The organism is Rubrobacter calidifluminis, assembly GCF_028617075.1.
Lineage (GTDB): Bacteria > Actinomycetota > Rubrobacteria > Rubrobacterales > Rubrobacteraceae > Rubrobacter_E > Rubrobacter_E calidifluminis.
This window is the reverse complement of record NZ_JAQKGV010000019.1, coordinates 21798-46984: the sequence shown is the minus strand read 5'-3', so window position 1 is coordinate 46984 and position 25187 is coordinate 21798. Positions and strand designations below refer to the sequence as shown.

General features: G+C 59.5%; 21 protein-coding genes and 1 pseudogene. 15 read left to right on the top strand and 7 right to left on the bottom strand.

Annotated features, from left to right (window positions below; translation table 11 throughout):
- The 5 genes from PJB24_RS13780 (at position 1) to PJB24_RS13765 (ending at position 5344) form a co-directional block, all read left to right on the top strand.
- A complete protein-coding gene (locus tag PJB24_RS13780; protein WP_420541953.1) occupies positions 1 to 2982 on the top strand; it encodes a beta-galactosidase in 2982 nt (993 codons plus the stop codon).
- A 404-nt stretch (positions 2983 to 3386) separates the two neighbouring features.
- On the top strand, positions 3387 to 3758 hold the full coding sequence (locus PJB24_RS15965; RefSeq protein ID WP_420541956.1) for an RNA polymerase sigma factor: 372 nt from the start codon (positions 3387 to 3389) through the stop codon (positions 3756 to 3758).
- Entirely contained in the window at positions 3695 to 3856 is a 162-nt protein-coding gene (locus tag PJB24_RS13775) for a hypothetical protein (RefSeq protein ID WP_273846812.1), read from the top strand. Before PJB24_RS15965 ends, PJB24_RS13775 begins: the two co-directional genes overlap by 64 nt.
- Positions 3857 to 3888: 32 nt before the next feature.
- The gene (locus tag PJB24_RS13770; RefSeq protein WP_337959023.1) at positions 3889 to 4605 is read left to right on the top strand and encodes an FAD-dependent oxidoreductase; all 717 of its coding nucleotides are present in this window, start codon (positions 3889 to 3891) and stop codon (positions 4603 to 4605) included.
- Between the two features lie 16 nt (positions 4606 to 4621).
- Positions 4622 to 5344, top strand: coding sequence for an NAD(P)/FAD-dependent oxidoreductase (locus PJB24_RS13765; protein ID WP_273846807.1), 723 nt, complete (start codon positions 4622 to 4624; stop codon positions 5342 to 5344).
- A gap of 688 nt (positions 5345 to 6032) precedes the next feature.
- Here the strand turns inward: PJB24_RS13765 and PJB24_RS13760 are convergent.
- From PJB24_RS13760 to PJB24_RS13750, 3 genes are all read right to left on the bottom strand, one after another.
- A complete protein-coding gene (locus PJB24_RS13760; RefSeq protein ID WP_273846805.1) occupies positions 6033 to 6458 on the bottom strand; it encodes a PIN domain-containing protein in 426 nt (141 codons plus the stop codon).
- Positions 6448 to 6672: a hypothetical protein gene (locus PJB24_RS13755; RefSeq protein ID WP_273846804.1), complete on the bottom strand. Its 225-nt coding sequence runs from the start codon at positions 6670 to 6672 to the stop codon at positions 6448 to 6450. The genes PJB24_RS13760 and PJB24_RS13755 overlap by 11 nt, the downstream gene beginning before the upstream one ends.
- Positions 6673 to 6920: 248 nt before the next feature.
- Positions 6921 to 8084 carry a replication initiator protein A gene (locus PJB24_RS13750; RefSeq protein ID WP_273846801.1) on the bottom strand — a complete coding sequence of 388 codons (1164 nt, stop codon included), beginning with the start codon at positions 8082 to 8084 and terminating at the stop codon, positions 6921 to 6923.
- Between the two features lie 725 nt (positions 8085 to 8809).
- On the opposite strand from PJB24_RS13750, the gene PJB24_RS13745 reads away from it, so the two are divergent.
- The 10 genes and pseudogenes from PJB24_RS13745 (at position 8810) to PJB24_RS13700 (ending at position 21034) form a co-directional block, all read left to right on the top strand.
- Positions 8810 to 8953 (top strand): hypothetical protein, encoded by a 144-nt coding sequence (locus PJB24_RS13745; RefSeq protein ID WP_273846799.1) that lies wholly within the window; start codon positions 8810 to 8812, stop codon positions 8951 to 8953.
- A complete protein-coding gene (locus tag PJB24_RS13740; protein ID WP_337959024.1) occupies positions 8950 to 9564 on the top strand; it encodes an IS630 family transposase in 615 nt (204 codons plus the stop codon). Before PJB24_RS13745 ends, PJB24_RS13740 begins: the two co-directional genes overlap by 4 nt.
- Before the next feature lie 4 nt (positions 9565 to 9568).
- Positions 9569 to 10355, top strand: a pseudogene (locus PJB24_RS13735) (IS5 family transposase).
- 527 nt (positions 10356 to 10882) lie between these two features.
- Positions 10883 to 13366, top strand: a complete 2484-nt coding sequence (locus tag PJB24_RS13730; protein WP_273846797.1) for a glycoside hydrolase family 2 protein — start codon at positions 10883 to 10885, stop codon at positions 13364 to 13366.
- A gap of 71 nt (positions 13367 to 13437) precedes the next feature.
- Positions 13438 to 14811, top strand: a complete 1374-nt coding sequence (locus PJB24_RS13725) for a sugar porter family MFS transporter (RefSeq protein WP_273846796.1) — start codon at positions 13438 to 13440, stop codon at positions 14809 to 14811.
- 19 nt (positions 14812 to 14830) lie between these two features.
- On the top strand, positions 14831 to 16189 hold the full coding sequence (locus PJB24_RS13720; protein WP_273846794.1) for an L-fucose/L-arabinose isomerase family protein: 1359 nt from the start codon (positions 14831 to 14833) through the stop codon (positions 16187 to 16189).
- Positions 16190 to 16233: 44 nt separating this feature from the next.
- The gene (locus tag PJB24_RS13715) at positions 16234 to 17088 is read left to right on the top strand and encodes a class I fructose-bisphosphate aldolase (RefSeq protein ID WP_273846792.1); all 855 of its coding nucleotides are present in this window, start codon (positions 16234 to 16236) and stop codon (positions 17086 to 17088) included.
- Between the two features lie 8 nt (positions 17089 to 17096).
- Positions 17097 to 18587, top strand: a complete 1491-nt coding sequence (locus PJB24_RS13710) for an FGGY-family carbohydrate kinase (protein ID WP_273846790.1) — start codon at positions 17097 to 17099, stop codon at positions 18585 to 18587.
- 1 nt (position 18588) lies between these two features.
- Complete coding sequence (locus tag PJB24_RS13705) at positions 18589 to 19620, top strand: zinc-dependent alcohol dehydrogenase (protein ID WP_273846788.1); 1032 nt, start codon at positions 18589 to 18591, stop codon at positions 19618 to 19620.
- 61 nt (positions 19621 to 19681) lie between these two features.
- Positions 19682 to 21034, top strand: a complete 1353-nt coding sequence (locus PJB24_RS13700) for an MFS transporter (RefSeq protein WP_420541952.1) — start codon at positions 19682 to 19684, stop codon at positions 21032 to 21034.
- Between the two features lie 195 nt (positions 21035 to 21229).
- Here PJB24_RS13700 and PJB24_RS13695 read toward each other — a convergent pair whose 3' ends face one another.
- The 4 genes from PJB24_RS13695 to PJB24_RS13680 form a co-directional block, all read right to left on the bottom strand.
- Positions 21230 to 22294, bottom strand: a complete 1065-nt coding sequence (locus PJB24_RS13695; RefSeq protein ID WP_273846784.1) for an Ldh family oxidoreductase — start codon at positions 22292 to 22294, stop codon at positions 21230 to 21232.
- Positions 22279 to 23229 carry a hydroxyacid dehydrogenase gene (locus PJB24_RS13690; RefSeq protein WP_273846782.1) on the bottom strand — a complete coding sequence of 317 codons (951 nt, stop codon included), beginning with the start codon at positions 23227 to 23229 and terminating at the stop codon, positions 22279 to 22281. Before PJB24_RS13690 ends, PJB24_RS13695 begins: the two co-directional genes overlap by 16 nt.
- A 61-nt stretch (positions 23230 to 23290) precedes the next feature.
- Positions 23291 to 24016 carry a FadR/GntR family transcriptional regulator gene (locus PJB24_RS13685; RefSeq protein ID WP_273846780.1) on the bottom strand — a complete coding sequence of 242 codons (726 nt, stop codon included), beginning with the start codon at positions 24014 to 24016 and terminating at the stop codon, positions 23291 to 23293.
- A 16-nt stretch (positions 24017 to 24032) separates the two neighbouring features.
- Positions 24033 to 25187, bottom strand: a complete 1155-nt coding sequence (locus PJB24_RS13680; RefSeq protein WP_420541955.1) for a UxaA family hydrolase — start codon at positions 25185 to 25187, stop codon at positions 24033 to 24035.

Below are 25187 nucleotides of genomic sequence, written 5' to 3'. Positions count from 1 at the left end.
GTGCTGGCCGGGGCGACCGGGTCTGCCGTCAGAGCGAGGCCTGGCGGGGGGCGGGGGATCTCGTGGGACGAGTACTCGCTTTTTATAGGAGGCCGGCGGGTGTACGTCTGGTCCGGGGAGTTTCATCCTTTCCGGCTACCGAGCCCGGATCTCTGGCGGGACATCCTCGAGAAGATGAAGGCTGAGGGTTACAACGCGGTCTCGGCTTACTTCGACTGGGGCTATCACTCGCCGAAGCGGGGCGTCTACGACTTCACTGGCGTGCGAGACATGGACCGCTTTCTGCGGCTTACAGAAGAGATCGGGCTGTACGTCATCGCGCGCCCGGGGCCGTATATAAATGGGGAGCTCGACGCTGGTGGTTTCCCCGGCTGGCTCGTGACGCAAGCCGGGAGGGCACGCAGCGACGCTGCGGACTACCTCGGGGCCGTAGACGAGTGGTTCGTAGAGATCAACCGGATAATAGCGCGGCATCAGATCACGGACGGCGGGGGCAGCGTGATCCTCTACCAGATAGAGAATGAGCTCGCGGCGACAGGTGACTCCCAGCGTGCGTACATGCGACACCTCCACGACAGGGCGCGCGCCGATGGGATCACCGTCCCGATCTTCCACAACGACAAGGGCCGCAACGGCATCTGGGTTCCCCCGGACTCGGACGTGCCGGGGACCATCTCCGGGCCTGTAGACCTCTACGCTTTCGACGGCTATCCCGGTGGCACGTGTCACAGCGACGGGACGCCCGGGAGCCCCAACGCCGCACCCGACTGGGGGATCTGGGGCCCAGGCGGGGCGACGGGAGGGGCATCGGCCTCACCAGGAACCCCCGGATTCGTCGCGGAGTTCGGGGGTGGATGGTTCGATTACTGGGGGAGCGTGGGTACCTACCGGTGCATGGCTGGAAGGGAGGGGCCCGGCTACGAGCGCGTCTTCTACAAGACGAACATAGCCAACCGGCTCACCGTACACAACGTGTACATGACCTTCGGCGGCACCTCATGGGGGTGGCTTCCCGCCCCCGTCGTCTACACCTCCTACGACTACGGAGCCGCCTTCGACGAGGCGCGCCAGATACGGCCCAAGGCGACGGCGATGAAAGAGATCGGGCTGTTCCTTCGGTGCGCCGCTTCGGAGATAACCCGGGTGGAGAGGGGGGAGGCCGTGACGGCCTCCTCACCGACCGTGAAGGTCTACCACAACGTGAATCGGAAGACCGGCACCCACTTCTACATCGCGATGCACGATCCGTCGAGCCTGACGGGCGACGATACCTTCACCTTCGAGATCGGCACCGTTGATGGATCGTACACCGTGCCCCGCTCCGGGACGCTCAGGATAGCCGGGCAGGACGCCAAGATACTCGCCGCCTCCTACCCGCTGGAGCGTCAGCATCTGGTCTACTCCACCTCAGAGATCATGACCCACTTCGCCCTCGATACCGGGGACCTCGCGCTGCTTTACGGGCGCGACGGGGAGGATGGGGAGACGGTACTGCGCTACAGCTCACGCCCGCGGGTGATGGTGCGAAGGGGTCGGGTGGACGTCGTCTGGGACGGCACCCGCGGGGATCTCAGGCTCGACTACGTGCACGACGGGCTGACCGAGCTGCGCATCAAGGGCGGAGGGCGTCCCCCGCTCACCCTGCTCCTCGCCGACCTGACGACAGCCGGTACTTTCTGGCGCCACGAGACTTCCGCCGGGCCGGTCCTCGTCCGTGGGCCATATCTGGTGCGCGGCGCGTCGGTAAGAGGGGAACTCCTCGCGCTGCGCGGGGACACTGCCGGGGAGGAAGAGCTCGAGGTGTGGGCTCCCGCACGCGTACGGAAGGTGAGCTGGAACGTCGTGCACCTGGAGGCCTCGCCCGGCGCCGCCGGCAGCCTGCGCGCCCGGAAGCGGCTGCCCGGCCCCGAACCGTTCGAGCTTCCCGGCCTCTCTCGGGCTGTGTGGCACTACAGGCGGGAATCACCCGAGGCAGAACCCGGCTTCGACGACTCCGGGTGGCAGAGGGCGGAGAAGACCTCGACCGGGAGTACCACACCGCCTCCTGCCGGGGAGCCCGTCCTTACCGCCGACGACTATGGATTCCACCATGGGGACGTCTGGTATCGGGGGCGGTTCTCGGGCTCACCCGCGGGGGTGACGCTCCACTACGGTGGGGGAGGGGCCGGGATGCTGCAGGCCTGGCTGGACGGTCACTACCTCGGGCAGCACGTGTTGCAGGCTGGGCAGAGCTCGCCGCCCACCACCGGCACCGCGATCTTTGAGGTCCCGTCTGAGATCCGCAGCGACGGGCCACACGTGCTCTCGGTAATGGTCAGAAACAACGGGCACAACGAGGACGGCGGCGTCAATGACGCGCACAAGGAGGGACGCGGCCTCATCTCGGTCTCCCTGAGCGACGCTGCGGGCGCCGATCTCGGGACTACGATCTCCTGGCGCATACAGGGCAACCTCGGTGGCGAGGACATACCTGATCCCGCAAGGGGCCCCTTTAACAACGGCGGACTCTACGGAGAGAGGGAGGGCTGGCATCTGCCGGGCTTCCCCGATAGCGACTGGGAGGAGACATCCGTGCCCGCCCCGGACGCCGCTCCCGGTACCTCCTGGTACCGTACGACCTTCAGGCTATCTGTCCCCGAAGAGAACGACACCTCGCTCGGGATCACGATAGGCGACCCGTCGGTGCCCCGCTCGGGTGCTAAATACCGCGCGCTCATCTTCGTCAACGGCTGGAACATGGGACAGTACATAGCTGACGTCGGTCCCCAGCATACCTTTGTCGTGCCGAACGGTATCCTTGATCCACGCGGTGCGAACACCCTGGCGATCGCCGTCACCAGCGATGGCGGACCTGGAAACGGGCTCGAACGCATTTCGATAACTAACCTCGGGACCGTGCGAGGCGGGGTCCCAGTAGGCCCGGTGAAGGCCCCGTCGTATCGGGAGTGGCGAAGGGTGATCCTGAGACATCAGGCGCTCTGACGGTCTGCTCTGAAGAAGGCAGAGCTGCAGGACGGCGTGTCGGCCCCGGCGACTCGAGGGGCGCTCTCAATCCGATGGGTTTGGATTTTGTGTTCCTCAGATCCTACAGGGTGCGTCAGAGCTAAAGGGTAGTGTGCGGCGAGAGCTACCACCACGCGGAGATGACCAGTTCTCATCCTGCGTCGGAAAAGATGCCATGGGGGGTGAAGGCAATGCTTCTAGGGGCCGTGCCCACCAGTCCATGGCTTGGGCCGGGGATCTCCAGATACCCGACATATTTTCCTGATGTGACCAACGCCTATATTCGAAACATGGCTAACATTTCGAACATCCGACCGGCCTGATACAACACACCCTGTGAGATGATGGTTTGGGGCGAACGAGGAGAGCTGTTGTGCTGAGTGATGTGGAACTCGTCGGGGAAGCGCAAGGGGGGTGACGCCACGAGCCTTGGTATCCTGCTGGAGCGCCACTGGGCATCCCTTTACGGCCTGGCGCTGTACATGCTGGGCTACGGACCGGAGGCCGAAGATATCGTTCAGGAGACCTTTCTCGTTGCCTTGGGCAACATCGACCGTCTTCGAGATCCGGAAGCTGTCGGAGGGTGGCTGCGCGGCATCACGCGGAACATCTGTTTGGCGCAGCTGCGGGTCGGGGGGGTTGTCTCGATCGGTTCGACGCAGACCTGCACGGGCTATCGGCTGAGGATGACATGGATCAGCTGGCGCTTCGCGAGTGGGTGTGGACGGCTATTTCCGAGCTCCCCGAGGTTCTGATGGTCACCGCTGTCCTGCGCTACTTCGGGCGCTACCCCTCGTATGAGGAGATTCAGCCATCCTCGGTGTACCGGTCGGCACGGTCAAGAGCCGCCTGAGTTAGGTCAAGGCTAGGCTGGCTGAGTCTCTTTTGGGTGCGGCCAAACCAGAACACGACGAGGCGCGCAGGCTCTCGGAGTCCCGAAGGAGCTACGTAGCCGAGGCCTTCGAAGCGTATAACCGGGGTCTTTTGAATGGGGTAACAGCCTTGCTCTCCAAGGACGTCACAGCCATCTTGGCAGGTGCCACGGTGCTGCACGGACGAGAGGGTCTGGTCACGGATCTGAGGCGTAGGATGGAGGAGGACCTCGCGGATGGGGTGCGGCTACGCCTCACGAACGTACTCGCGAGCAGAGATCTGTTCGTTATCGAAGGTGCCTTCGAGAACCCGCCTGATGACCCCTTCCACTGCCCGCCGGCCATGGTGGAGGTTCATCTGCTACGTGGTGGTCTGACCGACAGGCATGTAATCGTAGTCGGTGCACGCGTGGCCGGAGCCTCCACGGCGATGCTGCTGGCGCGCAGGGGGCTCAAGGTACTGGTGGTCGACAGGACCACCTTCCCCAGCGACACGCTTTCTACCCACCAGGTTCAGTTGCCGGGTGTCGCCAGGCTGAAACGCTGGGGTCTCCTCGACCGGGTCATCGCTTCCGGGGCCCCTGCGGCCCGTCACGTCAGGTTTGACCCCGGTCTGGTCGTGCTCGAGTGCCGCTTCCCCGCGTACCAGGGCGTAGATGCGCTGTACAGCCCACGCCGGACGGTCCTCGACGGGATCCTGGTCGACGCGGCGCGCGAGGCCGGGGCTTGAGGTACGTGAGAGGTTCATGGTGGAAGACATCCTGGCGTGTGGCGGGCGTGTTACGGGCATCCGTGGCCGGGAGAAGGGTAGCGCGGCGGTAACTGAGACAGCACAGCTGGTCATCGGCGCCGATGGCAAGCATTCGCTCGTCGCCAAGTTGGTACGTGCGACCACCTATTGCCGGAAGCCGGTGCTGACGATGGCCTTTTACACCTACTGGGAGGGAGTGCCGCTGGTCGGCGGCGAGATGTACGGGCGTGACCGGAGGATGGTCGGTGCCTGGCCGACCAACGACGGGCTGGTGATGACTTACGTTGCTTGGCCGGTTGGGGAGTTTCGCATCTTTCGCTCCGACATCGAGGGCAACTTTCTCAAGACACTGGATCTGGCGGGCGACTTGGGCCAGCGGGTTCGCGCCGGCCGACGTGCTGACCGGTTCCGCGGTACTATTGATCTGCCCAATTTCTTCCGCAAGCCGTACGGCTCCGGATGGGCGCTCGTGGGTGACGCGGGCCTCGTGATGGATCCCATCACCGGACAGGGTATAGGCGATGTATTCCGCGACGCTGAGCTGCCTTCCGGCGCGATCTGCGCCGGGTTCGATAACAACAGTCGCTCGATGGGGCGCTGGCCGGCTACGAGCAGAAACGCAACCGGGAAGCTCTGCCTATGCATGAGTTCACCGCGGGGTTGGCTTCCTTCGGCCCGCCGAAGCTCGAAGAGCAACTCCTGTTCGGGGCCCTGGTAGGCAGACGTGCGGAGATCGATCGTTTTCTGGGCATGCTCACCGGAGCGGTTCCCATCAGCAAATACTTCGCGCTGAACAACCTGATCAGGATTATCGGCGTTCGTGGCATGGCGAAAGTCATGCTGAGCAAGATTCTCACGTCGAAGCCCGGCGAGCTTGAGCGTGCAACATCAGACCATGCCCGATGCCTTGCAACTGCTCCATCCCTATTTGCCGATTGTAGGAAAGAAGCTGGCGGAAACGGTAGCCGTTCGCAGCCCCCTTACACGTATGAGCCGTTCTGTTCCCCCGGAAGTCTCTCCAGCCGCCGGGGGGCGGTGGGGGGACTGCGTGCTCCCTGTGGGGCACCGCGATTCTTGCCCGTCGGCGCTGACACCCTCTCCGTGTCTTGCGGTGGGGGAGAGCGGGGAAGCCTGCTCTCTTCTCTTTACAGCGATTACGACACGATGGGTGGTACGGTCGCCGCTGGCGAGGTGCTCACTGCCTGCTCGTTCATCTGCTGCTTCGACGCGGTTACCACCCTCACCGAAAAGACGCAAGACCCACACCATCCTCATAACTGTCCTCGCAGGCAGTGTGATCTTTTGCATCGGCATTGCGCTTCTGGCCTGGGTCACCAGTGGTTTCCACAAAGATCCCCCAGGGGCCTCGATTAACCGGGTCTTCTAGCAGAGGTCTGTACTGGACTTCATGACCTGCGGAACGGGTTTTCGATGACGAGCCCTTCTATACGCTGTCCATCCTGCAGATCTTCGCTGTAGAGCCGATCGCAGCCCGCCTCAAGTGCCGCAGCAACGATGAGCGAGTCGTAGAACCCGTAGCGGTAACGAGCCTGGATGTCGAGGGCTCGATGGTACAGCGCCGGTCTCGGCGAGATCCTCCACAATGGAGCCAGCACCTCCAACATGAACCTCCTCGCCCCCTCGGTGCTTATCGGCTCAGCCAGCTTGCTGGTGAGCACGTTGAGAACCTCCTGGACGACTTGGTAGCTAATGCTGGCGTTGTGCTCCTGCAGTCCCCGCTCCACTATCCGCTCTGCCACGTTACGCTTGAACCTGTCCGTCTCGTCGAACAGATAGACGAAGATGTTCGAGTCGACGAAATCACCGCTCATTCATCTCATCCCGCGTGAAGGTACGCCCCCCAGTGCGCACCTGTCCCTGCAGCTCCCGGATGACCTCCATCGCCCTCTCGGCCTGCTGCTCGCGCCGGGCGTATTCCTCCAGCCACCGGCGAAACTGCTCGTTCAGGGTCGTGTTTTCGGCGCGAGCCCTTTCTCGGGCGGCTTCGATCAACCGTTCGTCCGCGCTCAGCGTGATGTTCTTCATTATTAGGGGTACTCCTGTCCGCAGATCCTGTGGTTGCACGTATATAGTGTACACTATATACGTGTTATCAGGCTGTGTATGTTCGGTTTACCCACTCTTGAGCGGGGAATTAACAGCAAAGGTAAATTATATTTATAATACCAACCACACCCTCAATTCAAAAACGCAACAAAGCAAGAACAGGAAAAAGGAGAGGAGAGGAAATATAAGACTAAAAACCACCCCCAACCTCCTTAGTATTATAAAAATTAGCTACCAAAGATCCACTCATAGCCCTCACGACGGCGACGGGCCTGTTCGGATCTAGTAGGGAAGGAACCAGAGGCCGAGGGCATGTCGAGTTCGTAGCCTTCGTCTATGGCCTTACGGAGCCATCCGGCGGGGTTGCGGACGTTTCTCTGGCTGGAGAGGGCCTCGACGTAGTACATGACGCGGGTGGGACCGTGCTCGGCGACGAGGCGCTCGGCAGCTTCAGTCTCCATACCTTCGGCCTTCAGACGCTGGACGCAGAAGAACTCATCCTGGGTAGATGGAACTTCAGAGTGGGAGGAGGAGCGACGGGCGTGGAAGGAATCGGTTATCCTGTAGCCGACAAACTCACCGCCAGGTCCGCGGCGGTAGCTGACATCCTCCAGAAAACCTTTTTCGGTGAGCTCGGCGTGGGCGGGGGAGAGCTTCTCCTTGACCTTGGAGGCGTAGCGGTAGTTGGAGAGCGGGATCCTATCGCGCAAAGAGAAGAGCTCGACCTCCCAGAACCTCCTCCCACCGCGCTTCTTGTCGATCAACCGGTACAACCGTTTCGCGATTGGGCTGGAGAGAGACCAGTAGAAGCGTGCGTCCAGGTTCTTCAGGTAGTTCGCCCGGTAGGACTCTACGAAGTAGTTGCTCAGATGAACTCTGTTGCGGTCAGTCCTCTCACCAGAATAGTCCTCATACTCGGAGAGCTTGATTTCGTTCAGAAGGCTGAAAGTATCCGTGATGTAGGTCTTGCGCCCTCTGTGGTAGAAGGCGTTCTCGCTCTCTATGGTCGTACTCGCGAGTCGCTTAAGAGATTCCCTTACCTGCTGGTAGTCCCTCCCGGAATGCCCCCGGCCCATCAACTCGACCAGCTCGTAGAGCGAGAAGCTAAGCCAGCCATCCTCGGGTAGCCCCTTCTCATCGATCATCTGTAAAAGTGCGACGTAGACGTCTTGGTCGAACCTACCAGGAAGTCCCCTCCCGTGCGCAGCTCTCACCGTCCAGGACTGCTGAAGAACATTCCCATCCCTGGTCCTGAGCTCATGCTCGTACTTTAAAACTCCTGTGCCAGCATTCCGATCTCCTACCCTGAAGTAAGGATGCTCCTCGAAGTTACCCTCCGCTGGCACCTGATTTTTCGTCTGCTCTGCTTTACGCCTAAGCTTGCCGGTCACCTCGGCCCTTCCTCCCAAAAAGCTCTGGCAAAGCTCCTGTTGTTAACAACAAAAACACATAACAAACCCAATGTAAACAGAGGGCGGAGCGTGATTCTAAAAAACGAGTGATTTGCAGGCAAAACGTAAACAAGATTTCCTCAGTTGCACGGTATCTCTTCCCCGGTTGCACGGTAATCCTTCCTCAGTTGCACGGTATCTCTTCCCCGGTTGCACGGTAATCCTTCCCCAGATGCACGGTATCTAGTCCTCTAGATACCGTGCATCTAAGGAAGATATCCAGAAGGCGCCGTATCTCCGGGAAAGAGACAGGATTCTTCCTCAGTTGCACGGTATTGCCGAACCCGGCACCTGCAGTAACGCTTGAGGTATTCAATGGGGGCGTGATATCTCAGAAAGAAAACGCAAGGTGTAGAAGAAAAACCCGGTAAGGCCAAAACCGCTAGAAAAAGCCCGGAAATAGCCGGGCAAAATCTCCGAAAAGTATAAATCTTAACTTCAGAGATAGAATTATGGGAGGGGAGGAACGGGGGGGATTCGAAGAGGGAAGCATGGATGGAGGGGGTGGGGAAGAAGGAATGGCTTCCTCAGTTGCACGGTATGTCGGGGAAATTAGGTGGACGGACTTCCTTAGTTGCACGCTAGTTCTTTGTCACAGATCGGTTGCACGGTAAGGGAAGCTCTTGTACCCTCATTGTCACCAATCCAACGGGGGTGATCTCGCTATGTACAAGAAGCACGTCGTCCGCCTCGCCGCCGATGAACGCGAGAGGGTCGAGGGGCTGATCAACAGTGGCAGGGCGCATGCACGCAAGCTGCTCTACGGTCGCATTTTGCTCAGGGCCGACGCCGACGGGCCGAATCGCTGAACCGACGAGAGGATCGCAGAGGCATTCGAGGTCTCCACTGGCACGATAGCTCGCGAACGCAAACGCTTTCAAAAAACTCGCTCAAGCCCCACCTCAAGCGCCAGTGGGTGATTCCTCCAAGAAAGAGTGCCGCCTTTGTGTGGAGGATGGAGGAGGTTCTGGATCTCTACGAGGAGCCCTATGACCCCTCACGTCCGGTAATCCGCTTCGACGAGAGGCCCTGCCAACTCATAGGCGACGTGATCGAGCCCCTGCGGCCGAAACCCGGAGAGGTGGCGCGGTTCGACTCCCACTACCGGAGAGGCGGCACCTGCCACGTGCTTATGGCTTTCGAGCCACTCACGGGCTGGCAGCAGACCCGGGTCACAAAGCGTCGCAGGAAGAGGGAGTTCGCCGAGGAGATGCGACGATTGGCCGAGGAGGTTTACCCGCGAGCCGAAAGGATCCGGGTGGTTCTCGACAACCTCTCCACGTACACCGCCGCGGCCTTCTACGAGAGTTTTCCCGCCGAGCGGGCGCGACATCTGGCAAGGAAGATCGAGCTCGCATACACACCGGTGCATGGCTCGTGGCTAAGTGCGTCTAACAAAACCCGGTGTTGGGTAAGGTGACATCATGGCTAAGAAACTCGTTACCGATGAACTATGGGAAGTGATCGAGCCGCTTTTGCCCGAAGAGCCCCCCAACCCCAGGGCGGCAGGCCCCGCATCGACGACCGGGCAACCCTCACCGGCATCCTGTTCGTTTTGAAGAGCGGCATACCCCGGGAGATGCTCCCCCAGGAGATGGGCTGCGGCTCGGGCATGACCTGCTTTAGCGACGCCTCAAGGAATGGCAAGAAGCGGGCGTATGGGAACAGCTGCATCGGAGGCTCTTGGATCGTTTAGGGGAAGCGGATCAGATCGACTGGGAGAGAGCTTCTTTGGACCCGGCGAGTGTGGCCGCCCCCGGGGGGCAAAAGACCGGAGCGAATCCAACAGATAAGGGAAAGAAGGGCTCAAAGCGCCATCTTGTAGTAGATCGAGGGGGCATACCTCTGGCGGTGATTCACTCGGCGGCCAATGTCCATGATTCGAAGGTCCTGGAGGAGGCCGTGGACGCGATCTCCCCGATCCGCAAGCCTCGTCGTGGCAGGCCGCGCAAGCGTCCCAAGAAACTGCACGCCGACAAAGGATACGACTTTCCTCGCTGCCGTGAGGCCTTGAGGAAGAGAGGTATAACCCCGCGGATAGCCCGCCGGGGCATCGAGTCCAGCGAGAAGCCGGGCAGATACAGATGGGCGGTGGAACGAACGCTTTCGTGGGTGAACCGCTTCCGGCGTCTCAAGGTAAGCTACGAGCGCCGAGCAGACATCCACCAGGCGTTTCTCGATCTCGGGTGTGCGCTGATCTGTTGGCGCTAAGTTGAGCGGTTTTGTTAGGCTCACTTGTACTACAGTTGTAGTTCATGCCGGAGACGCGCCCCTTCGCTTGTAATGGCAGCGTCTGGCTACGGCCTGATGGCGTCGTAGCCATTCCGACCAGCGGAGCACTTCTTCCCAGCGCACAGCTCGCTGTAACAAGACCAATCGGTACAAGAGCCTGCGGATCTCGGAAACCGTCAACTTTACGAGGGTCCTCGCTTTCTCTTGAAAGCCAGCAGGCCGTCGGTGTTCTCCTCTGTCTCGAGAGCCCCATTTTGTGACTTACACAGAATGACCTCCGCCTTCGAAAGGCTCGCTATTTGAAGGTATAATATATATTGTTGATTCACAAAATTAACAAACTTGATAAGCTATAACTATGCAAAGGTATTTTGCTGCCAAGAAAACGCTGTCGAGAATCCAGCATGACGAGAAAAAGTATATGACGACTAATTTGACGTGGTGATCGTTTTGGTATAACCTAATACTAAATACGTCATTCAGAACATGAGGGGAGAAGGGGGCCCATGAAGCGATACACCAGGCGAGTTTTCTTGAGGAGCAGTGTTATGGGATTGGCGTTAGCTACTCTTCCGGCTGATGGCGGCTGGAAAAGCGAGGTTGTTTCCCATGGACTATCTGCGAAGAGCCTCAATTTGAATACCGACTGGTTGTTCGGTGGTGAATATGTGCCAGGGAGTACCGATCTAGACTTCAATGATAAGGAGTTTGAGCGAGTAACTCTTCCACATTGTGTGGCCCATCTCTCGTGGCGAAATTGGGATCCGAAAAGTTGGGAGAAGAGGTGGATATATCGCCGTCACTTTAACTTGCCGGATAAGCTAGGCAATATTCGCTTTTTTCTTCGGTTTGAGGGGGTGATGACTGGGGCAAGCGTCTACATAAATGGCCAGTTGATCGGGAGACACCTTGGAGGGTATCTACCATTTAAAGCGGAGATTACCCAACTAGTGAGCTCAGGGCACAACGTGGTAGCGGTTATCGACGATGCTCGCTGGGGACTTGATGTACCCCCGGATAGACCTGGGCCATCCACCTCCAGCGAATCGGTTGCTCCTGAGATAAGCCATCTGCAGCAAATGCAGATGCAATCAAGCAAAATCTATCGCAGAGCTTACCTTCCTGAGACGCCATATCCCTCTTCATCCGTAGACTTCTGGCAGCCGGGAGGCATCTATCGCGAAGCTTACCTCGAAGCTGTCCCGCCGATTTTTATCGCGGATGTTTTTGCCAAGCCGGTGGACGTATTGGACTCAAATCGACGCCGGGTTGAGGTCGAGTGCACCATCGATGCTTCTGTAGTTCCAAGAGATCCCGTACAGGTGCAGGTGGAACTCTACGGACACGGGATGAGGTCATCGATCTCCCGAACAGCTTCAATCCGCAGGCGAGGGCGAAACAGGGTAATGCTGACCATAACCGGTCTTGAAGACGTAAACCTCTGGGACATTGAGGATCCAAAACTCTATGAGTTGCGTGTGACTCTCCGATACAGGGGGAAATACCTGCACAGCTACCACACCCGCATCGGATTCAGAGAAGCCCGTTTTACGAAGGAAGGCTTTTTCTTGAACGGCAGGCGTCTTAAGCTTTTCGGGCTCAACCGGCATCAGTTCTATCCTTATGCAGGCGGGGCGATGCCTGCACGGGTGCAGCGCAAAGACGCTGAGATCCTCAAGAAAGAACTCAACTGCAACATGGTCCGCTGCTCGCATTACCCGCAGTCACCCCACTTCTTGGACGCCTGTGACGAGTTAGGCCTGATGGTCTGGGAGGAGGCCCCCGGGTGGGGATATCTCGGAGATCAGAAATGGCTGGGTAGAGCTCTGCGTGATATAAAGCAGATGATAATCAGGGACCGCAACCGTCCCTCAGTGATAATCTGGGGTGTACGCCTTAATGAGACACCCAACGATTCTTCCTTCTACAGCAAGGCACAAGCTGTAGCAAAGGCTCTCGACGATTCCCGTCAGACAACCGGAGCGATGATAGGCAGCCTGTACGCCACAAAAGACTTTCAGCAGGATGTATTCTCCTACAACGACTACCACAAGAACGGCAACTGGCCCACGTTGAACCCGCCAAGGGCCGACTACCCGTACATGGTGAGCGAGGCAGTCGGTTCTCTGAGCGGTCCATACCATTACTACCGGCGAACGGACCCCGCGGAGGTGCAGTCTGCTCAGGCCACGGCCCACGCCATTGTTCACGACATCGCCGCCTCCGATGAGCGTTATTGCGGGCTTCTTGCGTGGTCCGGGTTTGACTATGAGTCCGGCACCGGCTACGTCTACGAAGAAGTAAAGTGGAACGGGGTCGTCGATCTCTTCCGGGTTCCGAAACTTGGAGCAGCATTCTATATATCTCAGGTAGACCCGCGTGTGAGACCCGTGATCGAACCAGGTTTCTACTGGGACTTTGGTCCGAACTCTCCTGCCCAAGGTCCAGGGGAGAACGCACTCATATGGTCTAACTGTGACAGGTTAGAATTATTCGTGGGGGAAGAGCACTATGCTTCCGTAGAGCCGGACAGTGACTCATTCCCTCACCTCCGCTACCCGCCATTTCGGGTCGATCTCAGGGTAGATGGTGCGTCCAAGCCCGATCTCAGAATAGACGGTTACCTGCAAGGGAGGAGGGTAATCTCTCGTCGGTTCTCGTCGGATGCCTCGAGAGACAGATTCCTTCTGACAGTCGACGACGCTGAAATAAGGGCCGACGGCTCCGATGCAACTCGCGCGGCGTTTCGCGTCGTGGATGCTTATGGAGCCCCGCGTCCTTTCGCCGGTGGTGAGGTATTCCTGAGCCTCAAGGGTCCCGGCGATCTTGTGGGCCAGAGCCCATTTCCCCTCGGTGACAACGGCGGGGTAGGCGCCGTATGGATCAGAAGCCAACAGGGCAAGCCGGGCGCGATCCATATCCGGGCCGAACACAGCGATCTGGGAAATGCGACAGCCATGGTGCGGTCGGTAAGCGGAAGGAGAGCATGATGTGGCGCAGCCCATCCGGGGAGTGAGGTGCACAGATTCGTGGGTTGTTGGTATAGAAGGGAGAGCGAACGATGAAGCTCAGCAAGCTAACTTACCTGTTCGGTGCGCTGGGAGGCTTGCTCTTTGGGTACGACCTTGGCACCGTCGCCGGGGCTCTACTGTTTCTGGTGCCCGACCTTCACTTGACACCGGCGCAGGAGGGACTGGTGACCAGCTCCCTGCTGATGGGAGCAGCGGTGGGCGCCGTCTTATGCGGCCCGGCCTCCGACCGACTGGGCCGTCGGGGACTGTTGATCCTAGCAGCCGCGGTATTCGGGATCGGAGCCGTTGGTGCCGGAGCCGCACCGAATGCAGGCGTGGTCATCTTCTTCCGCTTTCTCATGGGGCTAACAGTCGGCAACGTCTCGGTCCTGGTGCCCGTCTACCTATCGGAGCTTGCTCCGGCCGGAATGCGAGGCAGGCTTTCTGGTCTCAACCAGCTCATGATATCCACCGGCATATTCATAGCATACTTGGTCAGCCTGGCGCTCGGCCAGTTTGGCGCTTGGCGGTGGATGTTCGGTTTGGCTGCGGTTCCGGCCGCGGCACTCCTAGCCGGGAGCCTGTTTCTGCCAGAAAGCCCACGCTGGCTCGTCAAGAGAGGGCGTGAACAGGATGCACGCAGGGTGCTGAGTGAGAGTCGCACCCCAAACGAGCTCGACGCAGAGTTAGAGGAAATAAAACGCGTAAACGAGGAAGAGCGTAGACAACTGAACTGGCGAGTAGTTCTCAGTTCGCCGCGCCTGCGTCGCATACTGTTCATAGGACTGGGACTGGCGGTGTTCCAGCAGATAATGGGCATAAACACGATAATCTACTATGCCCCTACGATCTTCAAAGACCTGGGCTTCAACAACGCCAGTGCGCTGACTATCAACGCAGGCCTGGGAGCCTGGACCGTGTTCATCACGGTGATCATGCTGCTCCTAGTCGTCGACAGGATAGGCCGCAGAAAACCGCTCATACTCGGGGCTCTGGGGCAGTTTCTGTGTACGGCAATTCTTGGCCTGGACTTCTTGGTGGGTGGCCAGCGTGGCGGTGCAGGCTGGCTCGCCATAGCCGCTTTCGTAATCTTCAAGGCCGTCTATTCCCTCAGCTGGGGTGGGATCATGTGGGTCATGCTCGGAGAGATCTTCCCGCTCCGGATGAGAGCGACGGCGATGGGGATCGCAACATTCGGAAACTGGGCGGGGAACTTCCTCGTAGGGCAGTTCTTCCCGGTGCTAGCCGCCTCAGCAGGTCCCGCGGTAGTGTTCTTTATCTTTGCTGTGATCGCGCTAGCAGCTTTCCTCTTCGCATTCCGCTTCGTTCCCGAAACCAAGGGGAGAAGCCTCGAAGAGATAGAGACAGAATTGGCTCTGGGAGAAAAGCACGCGGCGGTCCAAACAACCACCCAGCGCGGATAACCGTTCCAGGGGAGGGACTTTGAAGGAGACCAGAGATACCAGAGTTGGAGTACTCTTCTTAGGAAGGAAACGCCCGGGCTTCGATCAGGGCTGGGGCAAGGAGATGGAGAGACGGGTGCTCGCGTTCTTCGAGAACTCCCCCTATGACTACACGGCTCTGGGCAAGGCGGTTGATACGCATTCCCTGCTTCGAGCTCTGGACGAGTGCCGCGATGTCGGGTGCGAGGTGCTCGTCGCCGTACAGACCACAATCAGCGACGGACGGCTGGCTCCGGAGCTCGCCCAGAGATGGCCACTCCCGATTGTCCTCTGGGCAACGCCCGAACGGCATGGCGGTCCCAGGGAGATCTCCAACTCACTCGTTGGCACCCACCTCTTCGCCTCTATCCTACGGCGTTTTGGGCATCCCTTCGAGATACTCTACGGAAGTCCTCAAGAAGAAGAGTTACTCGGGGAACTCGACGAAGCGATCCGCTGCACGAGAACCACGGCCCGGCTGAGAACCGCCAAGATAGGCACGATCGGTGGCCAGGCCCCGGGGTACCTCGCCATGCGTGGAGATCAGTTCGCGTTGGGTTACAGCATGGGCGTACAGGTGCGCCACTTCTCAATCCACGAGCTGCTACAGGTTGCAGAATCGATATCCGAGAGGAGAATCGAAGAGGATGTCCGAGAGGTTCTCTCGCTCGGGCTGCCGTTCGATGAGGACGTGACCACCTCGGAGCTTCCGGTCAACTCCCGCATCTATCTGGCGCTGACCCAGATATCCACCGAAGAGGGCCTCGACGCGCTCGCGCTCCGGGAGTGGCCGGAGCTTCCGGAGATTATCGGCCAGTGGGTATACCTAGCGCTCGTCAGGCTCAACATGAATGGTTTGCCCACCGCGATGGAGGGAGATGTCGAAGGAGCCCTGCTCTCTCTGGTGGGTAGTTGGCTGGGTATCGGTACGGGATATATCTCAGATTGGTTGGAGCACGACGATAGCACGGTAACAACTTGGCACATGGGGAACGCCCCGCTGGAGATGTGCTACCCGGTGGGGGACTCCCGAGGTCCTCGCCTCGCCAGACACTTCAACATACCCAAACCGGTGGTGGTCAACGCCACACTGGAGCCGGGGCGTCCAGTCACGTTGTGCAGGATTTGGAGCATGGATGGAGGTTACAGGATGTTCGCCCGTAATGGAGTGACTGTGCCTCCTGATCGGGACTTGCTGGGCACCAACGGCCGTGTTGAGCTTGAGGACACCAGCGTGCAGGGATTCTTCCATAAGCTCTGTCACGAAGGTATGCCCCACCATGTCACGGTTTTTCCCGGTCACCATCAGAACCTCTTCACGCGTTTCGCGCGACAGGTAGGTGCAAAGTGGATATATTAGGAGAAGGGGACACTGCCTCACCGGAGCCAGAGCAGACATCCTACGTGAAGATCTCGGGGAAGGATCCATTCATGACAGGAAGCTTGGTACGAGCTGGTAGGCTCTTTGACCGGAAGAGCGGGAATGCGTTCGTGGCGGCGATGGATCACGGGCTGGTCACTGGGGTTCGACCTGGAAACGAGCGCGTTCTCGATACCGCAAAGAGATTGATCTCCTGTGAGCCGCAGGGCGTGTTGCTATCTCTAGGTGCACTTGAACGCACCGCGCATCTATTCTCCTTCCACGGAGCTCCTTCGATCATCGTCAGAACGGATTTTCTGATCGTCGAAGAGCGGGTAAAAGGACTCGGAGAGCACTACCGGGTTCTTTGCCATCCTGAAGCCGCCGCTGCTCGTGGCGTCGATGCCATAGCGATGTTTCTGGCGGTGGGCGCTGGAGGAGAGCTTATCTCGCACAATGCCAGAGCCATCTCGGAGAGCGTGGTGAGAGCCCACAGTGTGGGGATGGGAGTGATGGTGGAGGTGGTAACGTGGGGATCGCGCTCTCAACGAGGTAGACGTGATCCGGAAGAACTACTCTGGGGATGCAGGATGGCTGCAGAGCTCGGTGCAGACTTGATCAAGACCGAATACCCGGGAACTCGGAAAAGTATGCGTCGGATCGTTGAGGGATGTCATCCCGTCCCCGTGCTTGTCCTCGGAGGCCCAAAAGTGGGTTCGGAAGAAGCCCTGCTTGGAACCACCCTCGACTGTATGGAATCGGGTGCCCGCGGCGTGGTCTACGGGAGGAACCTCTGGCAGGCAGAGGACGCCCAATCAATCTCCGTGAAGCTACGCAATATCATACATCGGGAGTATACGGCCACCGGAGCGTCGGCACATATACCGGGGAACGGCTGAGGATAAGCGTGGCTGTTCTACTCGGCATTGACAGCGGGCTGACCAACACCAGAGCGGTTCTATTCGACGAGACGGGTAATCCTCTAGGAGCCTCGGCGGCACAGAGTCCTCAGGTCACACTCAGCCCCGGGCTGGTGGAGCGGGACATGGAAGCCCTGTGGGAAACCTGCGTGCGAGCCGTCCGGGGAGCCATTTCGAAATCCGGTATCAGAGGCAAAGACATAAGCGCGGTCGGGGTGAGCGGTCACGGAGACGGGCTTTACTTGGTAGACCACAAACATGCCCCGGTCAGGGCGGCCATACTCTCGCTGGACTCGCGGTCTTCATCGATTCTGGAGGGCTGGCGTGCGCAAGGATTACAAGAAGCTCTACTCCGCACGACCGGCAGGTCGCCACGCCCGGGTTCACCCGCTCCCCTCTTCGCCTGGCTTCAGCACCATGAACCAGAGAGCGTCGGGAGGACCCGTTGGATCCTGAACTGCAAGGATTGGATTCGCCTGCGGCTCACGGGTGAGATATGGACCGATCCAACGGAAGCGAACAGCTTCTGCGGGGACATAGCGACGGGGGAATATCGGGTTGACCTTCTCGAGATGCTGGGTTTGGAACAGGCCGGCAGAAAGCTTCCTCCAATCAAGGGAAGTATCGAGATCGCGGGCAGAGTCACCCGTGAAGCGGCGGAAGCCACAGGCCTCGATCCGGGCACCCCGGTGGTGGGCGGTCTGGTTGATGCCTTGGCGAGCATGCTGGGTACAGGATGCACGCATCCCGGCCGACTCTGCATGGTGAGTGGCACCTGGGGAATAAACGGAACCCTCACCACCGAGCCAGTCGCCAAAGAAGGGCTAGTTTGCCGCCGCTTTGCCACACCCGGTTATTGGGCGCTTATGTCCAATTCACCTTCTTCAGCAGCCAACTTGGGATGGTTCGTTGAGGAATTCTATCCGGTCAGCTCCGGGAAAGATCCGGATACCTCCCGGTTCAAACTCGCAGACTACGAGGCCAGCCGGTTGCTAGGGGAGGGGCCGGAGATTGTCTTCCTGCCCTTTATCAATGGTTCTTCCGGCAACAGCTGGAAGGCCGCCGCCTTCCTAGGCTTGAGAAGTTGGCACACCCGGGGACACATGGTCAAAGCCCTGATGGAAGGGGTGGCATTCGACCACAAACACCAAGCTTCTAGGCTTGGATCACGATTCGATAATGTCCTGCTGTCTGGAGGAGGAACCCGTAGCCAGACTTTGAGCCAGATATTCGCAGACGCTTTGTGGAACACCGTGACCGTCAGCCCTGTCGCCGAGACCGGGGCCTGGGGAGCCGCGATCTGCGCCGCCGTCGGCGCAGGTGTCTGCAAGTCCCTGTGTGAAATCGCAGATAGGAGCCTGCGTGGTAGCCGAAGCTACGAGCCCGACCCTTCGCGCGCGGAGCAGATGTCACAAGCTTATGAGGCATACCTCGAAATCTTACGTTTACCCTTGCCTCCGACTCTCAAGGAAGGATGAGATGACTGAGAACCTACGCAGGAAGATGAGACGGGTAGTCTTGACCGGGACGAGGAATTTCACGATCACAGAGACGGTCGAACCCTCGCGGATGCCGGACGAGGTTCTGGTGGCGGTCTCCATCGTCGGTGTGTGTGGTTCGGACCTGCACGTCTTCCTGGGAAGACATCCGAGGGTGAGGGCCCCTGTTGTACTGGGCCACGAGTGTGCGGGGAGAGTCTACTGGGCCCCGGAGGATACCGGACTGGAGGTAGGAGAGCCGGTTACGTTTACGCCCTTGGTCCCCTGCAAGGTCTGCGCCCACTGCAGGTTGAATCGGCCCAACATTTGTCTGAACCGCCAAGTGATCGGATTTCAAAGACCCGGTGGGCTCGCAGACATCGTCAGTGTGCCAGTTGAGAACGTGATTCCCCTGCCGGAAGGGTTCGATCTCAGAAAGGGCGCCCTGTGCGAACCACTCGCGGTGGCCGTTCACGCGGCATCGCTGGTGGGGATCGCACGCGACCAGCCGGTGGTGGTCACCGGCGCGGGACCGATCGGTTTGCTCGTAGGAATGCACGCGCGGGAAGCCTACGGCGCAGACGTGCATTTCGTGGAGATCAACCCGCGCAGAACCGAGTTCGCCGAGGACTTGGGCTTCGAGGTTGTCTCTGCGGTATCTGAGCTTGAGTGGGCGCTCGGATCAAGACATCAGGCGGTGGTTTTCGAATGCACCGGGAGGCTGGAGGTTGTCAGCTCCCTCATGGACCTTGTACCGGCTCCTGCAGCGGTCGTTCTCGTCGGCACCTTCGAGAGGTCTCAGGACATGGGACTGTACCTCATGAGCCGGTACGAAACCAGAGTCGTCGGCAGCCAGATGTACACGATGGCGGACATAGAAAGAGCGGTCTCAATCCTCTCAGGGTCCAACGGGCAGATCTACGGACGTTTGATTTCAAGCAAAGTTTTTCCTCTCGAACACGTCCGGGAAGCATACGAGGAGGCCCTGAATCCCGCCTACAGTGTCAAGGTGCAGGTCAGTGTCGAGCGGTGATCGGGGGCTGGTGCGCTCTTCGGCATATGCACTCTTTGTCGGTTGCCTAAGGAGGTGAAATGTGATGGATAGGTTGGGTGGTAAGCAGAGAGGGGAGAGGGTTTCCATGAGAAAGGTGGCAACGGCGAGTTTCGCCGGAGCCCTTATGGAATGGTACGATTTTTTCCTGTACGGAACGGCGTCGGCCCTTGTTTTTAACGAGCTGTTTTTCCCTAACTTCGATCCAACCGTGGGGACCATAGCCGCTTTCGCGACCTTCGGGGTCGGCTTTGTGATGCGGCCTGTGGGCGGGGCGATCTTCGGCCACTATGGCGACAGGCTGGGGCGCAAAGCCATGCTGATCCTCAGCATACTCATTATGGGCGGCGGCACGTTTCTGATCGGCCTTCTCCCCACCTACCAATCCATCGGAATCTGGGCGCCCATCCTCCTCGTCGTCCTGCGCCTGTTGCAGGGCATTGGTCTAGGGGGCGAGTACGGCGGAGCGGCCCTGATGACCATCGAGCACTCTCCGAGGAACCAGCGAGGTTTTTGGGCCGGGGTGCCCCAATCGGCGGCCTCGGCGGGGATTTTGCTCGCGACCGGAGTCTTCGCCCTCGTCTCCCTGCTCCCGCAGAGCCAGTTACTGTCCTGGGGCTGGCGCGTGCCGTTTCTGATCAGCGTCCTGCTGCTGGGTGTGGGACTGTACATACGCGTGCGCATCGCGGAAACCCCGGCGTTTACCCGGATGAAGAAAGAGGGAAACGAAGCCAGAATCCCGCTCTTCGAGTTGTTGAGATCTTACCCGAAGAATATATTCCTGACCCTCGGGGCGCGTCTCGCCGAAACTGTCTCCTCTAACATCATAAACGCCTTCGGGATCGCCTATCTGACCACCCAACTGGGGCTCTCGAAGAGTACGGGATTGAGCGGCATCCTGATCGCCTCTGCTATCGGCGTGCTCGTCTGCCCGCTCTTTGGGGCGATCTCCGACCGCGTCGGACGCCGCCCCGTCTACATGGCGGGCACTGGATTCCTCGTGCTCTTCGCTTTCCCTTTCTTCCTGTTGTTGGACACCAGGGTGCTAGCCTTGATATGGCTGGCCATCATCGCAGGTTACATTTTTGGCCCTACCCTAGTATTTGCCGTACAGTCGGTCTTCTTCACCGAATTGTTCGGCACACAGGTGCGCTACAGCGGGGTTTCCATTGCCTACCAGCTTTCGTCAATAGTCGGAGGGGTGACGCCGCTGATCGCCACCTCCCTGCTTGCGGCTGGAGGAGGAAAACCCTGGCTCGTCGCCGCGTTTCTGGCCGCTATATCTCTGCTATCCTTCGCGTGTACCTATCTGGCCACGGAGACGTTCAGGAACGATATCGCAGAAGCGGAGGAGGATAGGGTTCGCCACACAATGATGGCCTCTGCAGAAGAATAGTTCTGTATAGCTGTTGTCATTAGCCATCCCATCAACATCGACTCTTTCTTCCTGCTCGGTCTTGGCTATAAAAGCGGGATGAAAACCACAAAGGCTCCAGCTTCCGCTACCCGATGGGTTCACTGATTGGCTCTAGGCGCGCAGCACCAAGACTACCTGTTTCGCTCCGGCTCTCCGCTAACTGCTGCCAAATGATCAGAGGTTCACCCCACAGGCACGACCGATATCATTCAGCATACTCTTCAGGCTCGGGTTCAGCGTAACGCCTTCCCGGAGTCTGTTCATATAGGTGCGATAGCTGCGCTCACCAGGGTATAGGATCTCTTCTGTCCCTCTGGCTTTCGGATGCGACTTCATCTCTCTAATGAACCGCTCAAGCCTAGCGTAGTACTCCTCCAGAGGCATAAGATGCTCCACATCGATCAGGATGAAGCTGTGCCCGACGTTGGCCGGCGGATCGCCATCCTTGTACAGGTTGTTGACGTGAGGACCGAAAGCAGCTCCGGAGAGCACACCCGAGAGCATCTCAACAGCGACGGCCAAGGCGTAGCCTTTGGGACCGCCGAGTGGAAGTACAGCCCCTCTGAGTGCGGCTTCCGCATCGGTGGTGGGCAACCCCTCTTCGTCAATCGCCCAATCCTGGGGTATCTCACGACCCTCCGCTGCGGCCAAGATGATCTTGCCGCGGGCTACGATGCTAGAGGACATGTCCACGATGACCGGCGGTTCCCGCCGGGTAGGAAAGCCAAAGGCTACGGGATTGGTCCCCAGGTAGGCTCTCTTGCCGCCCCAGGGAGCTATGCCCGGGGGTGAATTGGTGGTAGCGATGAGAGCCATGCCCTCCCGGCACGCCATCTGGCAGTAGTAGGATGCGGCCCCGAAGTGGTTGCTGTTTCTCACCGCCACCGCTGCTATCCCGGTTTCTCTTGCTACCGGAAAAGCAGCCTGGAGTGCCTTGTACGAAACCACCTGCCCCAGCCCGTTACCGCCATCTACTTTCAGCACCGCCCCGTCTCGATCTATGCAGATGTCCGGCCGGGCGGAGATTCTACATTCCCGTATGCGTTTGGCGTAGATCGGAAGCCGGCTTATGCCGTGACTATCCTTGCCTTCCAGATTGGCGCGCACGAGCGAGTCGGCTACCACAGCGGCATCTTCGTCGGGCACGCCGAGGCTCGTCAGAACGTCTCTGCAAAAGCAAGTCAACGCCTCGGCCGGGTGGCGGCCGGCCCCTCTTCGGTCTTTCAAGTTGCCAGGCACAGGGAATGTCCCCCCTTCAGCACCCTGATAACTTCGCGTGCAATCAGGAGAGAGATACGTTCCTGAGATTCCTCGGTGAGGCCCGCAACATGTGGCGTGAGTATTACTCGGTCCTGCTTCAGGAGGGGGTTGTCGGGGGGGGGTGGCTCTTCTTCCAGCACGTCAAGCACGGCTCCGGCGATGAGTCCCTCGTTCAGAGCTGCCGCCAGCGCCATCTCGTCCAAGACTCCGCCACGAGAGGCGTTTATGATCCAGGCATCGTGCCTCATCATCTTAAAAGAATCCCTGGAAATCATGTGTCGGGTCTCACTGGTCAGGGGTACGTGCAGGCTCACGAAGTCTGCGCGCCGGAGAAGGTCCGCGAGTTCCACCATTTCGATTCCTCCCTCCATCACCGGGTAGTCGTAGGGAGCAACGTAGGGGTCGTAACCCAGGACCCCCATCTCGAACGCCCTCGCTCGCTTGGCGACCCGCCGGGCGGTCTCGCCCAGTCCGATCAACCCCAGGGTCTTGCCGTAGAGTTCCGCCCCCGTGAATTGCTTGCGGTTCCAGTCTCCTCTTCGTACGCTCGCACTAGCTTCGTAGAGTTTCCGCGAACCCTCCAGCAAAGCAGCCATTACGTACTCGGCCACGGAGGTGGCGTTGGCGTTTCTCGCGTAGACCACGGGCAACCTCCGCCTTCTCGCCGCTGCAAGGTCTATGTTGTCCAGACCGACACCCAGTCGGCCCACCACCCTGAGCTTTCGACCGGCTTCGAGCAGAGAAGCATCGACTCTGGTCGCGTTGCGGACGATCAGGGCATCGGCAGAGGTCACCTCCGCAACAAGCTCTTCTGGTTTCGTCCACATCTCGGGGTCATAGACCACGCTGCCGCAGGAGCGTAGCTCCTCCAGCCCCCGGGGCCACATGAGCTCGGTTACGACGATCTTGCTCACGGCGAGTACGTTTTCTCTCCGGCGCCGGCGGTTCTCCGAGCCCGTCTCGTCTTTGCATCCGTCACGCCGGAACCCCGATCCCGAGCTCGGGATGAATCCTGGCCAGTGAGGTCTCGACCGACTCGAGGTGGTCGAGCATGGCCTGACGGGCCCCGGCGGGATTCCGGGCCTTTACCTGCTCCAAGATGCGTACGTGGTCCTCCAGAGACTGGCGGGCCCTCCCGGGTATACTCAGTGTCTCGCGTCGGCTGGCGGATAGGAGGTCGAGCAGAACCAGCATAACACGAACGAGCACGAGGTTCCCGGAGGCTTCGGCGAGCCCGGTGTGGAACCTGGCGTCACGCTCGCTCAACACTTCCGGATCGTTTTCGTACCTGAAGGCGTCGTTGAGGATCTGCTGCAGGCGCTCCAAATGGTGGTCCTTCGCTCTCTCTGCAGCCCACTCAGCGGCCTGTGTCTCCAGGATTTTACGGACCTCGAAGTGATCCCTGAGGGCAGGGCCTCCCACGAGGATCATCCTGGATAGGGCGCTCAGGGCTCCCGGCATGGCCTCCTCCGGTGTGGCGACGAAGATCCCTGCTCCCTGCTTAACCCGCAGGATGCCGCGCCCAGCGAGCGTCTTCACCGCATCTCTGACTACGGTGCGGCTGACGCCGAACTGCTCCGCGAGGTCCCGCTCGGTCGGCATCCTGTCACCGGGTTTAAGGTCTCCTTTGACAATGGCATCGGTGATCTGTGAGACGATCTTTTCGCTGTACGCCCGACTGTCCGAGACGGGTTTGAACATGATGCTCGTCTCTCCTTTACGCGCTAGGATATAGTTTGGTCATCACGAACTCTCTGTGCCCCAACACCTCCGCCGACGTCAGCCTGCCGTTCACCGTCCGGACCAGATCCTCCATAAGGAGGTCTCCGGCCTCAGGAAGCGTGAGCTCGCGGCTCAGAAGCCCGCTCACGTCCACGTCTATGTGCTCAGCCATACTCTTTACGGTCTTGGGGTTGGCGGAGATCTTTATGACCGGCTCTATGGGGTTGCCCACTATATTACCCTGCCCGGTGGGGAAAAGATGGACAACTGCTCCCCCAGCGGCCATGAGCGTGACGAATTCAGCGGCAGCCGAGGAGCTGTCCATGAAGTAGAGCCCTGGGCCATCCTGCGGTGCCTCGGCAGGTTTCAGAACACCTATAATCTCTTTTGTTCCCGTCTTCTCGATGTTGCCCAGAGCCTTCTCCTCGATCGTCGAGAGCCCTCCGGCTATGTTGCCCTGGGTTGGTTGTGATCCCAGCAGGTCCACACCCTGAGATTCGATGAAAGAGACGTAGCTCTCGTACGTCTCCATGAACCTCTCCTTGAGCTCTGGGGTGGCCATCCGCTCGGCGATCAGGTGCTCACCTCCCGTGAGCTCCGAGGTCTCACCGAATATGACTGTCGCGCCTGCATCCACGAGCCGGTCTACCACTACACCCACGGTGGGGCACGAGGCGAGTCCGGTCGTGGTGTCTGACTCTCCGCACTTGATGCTTACCGTGAGATCTTCGAGCCCAACCGGCTCGCGCCGGAGCTCAGAGGCCCACTGCACGAACTCCCTGGCTTTCCAAGAGGCCCTGCGTACAGTCTCGAAGTCTCCGTGTCCCTCAATGGAGAACTGGGCCACGGGTTTTCCGGTCTCCCTGATGCCCTCTGCCACCCTGGCAGTCCAGTTCTCTTCGATACCTATGACGACCGCGGCGGCCACGTTCGGGTTGGAGCCGGTCCCGATCATGGTCCTGAAATGAAGCTCCAGATCCTCGCCGTACTGCAGGCGTCCGTACGAATGCGGCAGCGCCATGGTACCCTGCACGTGGCTTGCCACGGCCTCACACGCGGCGTTCGAGATATCGTCGACCGGCAGGATGACGACGTGGTTGCGCACCCCGACCCGTCCGTTTTCCCTGCGAAAGCCGAACAGCTCTTCCAC

Bases quoted from the DNA above. Each gene is read 5' to 3' on its own strand.
- PJB24_RS13685 (WP_273846780.1), bottom strand. From the start codon at position 24,016: ATGTTCAAACCCGTCTCGGACAGTCGGGCGTACAGCGAAAAGATCGTC.
- PJB24_RS13775 (WP_273846812.1), top strand. From the start codon at position 3,695: ATGGATCAGCTGGCGCTTCGCGAGTGGGTGTGGACGGCTATTTCCGAG.
- PJB24_RS13705 (WP_273846788.1), top strand. From the start codon at position 18,589: ATGACTGAGAACCTACGCAGGAAGATGAGACGGGTAGTCTTGACCGGG.
- PJB24_RS13760 (WP_273846805.1), bottom strand. From the start codon at position 6,458: ATGAGCGGTGATTTCGTCGACTCGAACATCTTCGTCTATCTGTTCGAC.
- PJB24_RS13755 (WP_273846804.1), bottom strand. From the start codon at position 6,672: ATGAAGAACATCACGCTGAGCGCGGACGAACGGTTGATCGAAGCCGCC.
- PJB24_RS15965 (WP_420541956.1), top strand. From the start codon at position 3,387: ATGTGGAACTCGTCGGGGAAGCGCAAGGGGGGTGACGCCACGAGCCTT.
- PJB24_RS13730 (WP_273846797.1), top strand. From the start codon at position 10,883: ATGAAGCGATACACCAGGCGAGTTTTCTTGAGGAGCAGTGTTATGGGA.
- PJB24_RS13765 (WP_273846807.1), top strand. From the start codon at position 4,622: ATGGTGGAAGACATCCTGGCGTGTGGCGGGCGTGTTACGGGCATCCGT.
- PJB24_RS13725 (WP_273846796.1), top strand. From the start codon at position 13,438: ATGAAGCTCAGCAAGCTAACTTACCTGTTCGGTGCGCTGGGAGGCTTG.
- PJB24_RS13745 (WP_273846799.1), top strand. From the start codon at position 8,810: ATGTACAAGAAGCACGTCGTCCGCCTCGCCGCCGATGAACGCGAGAGG.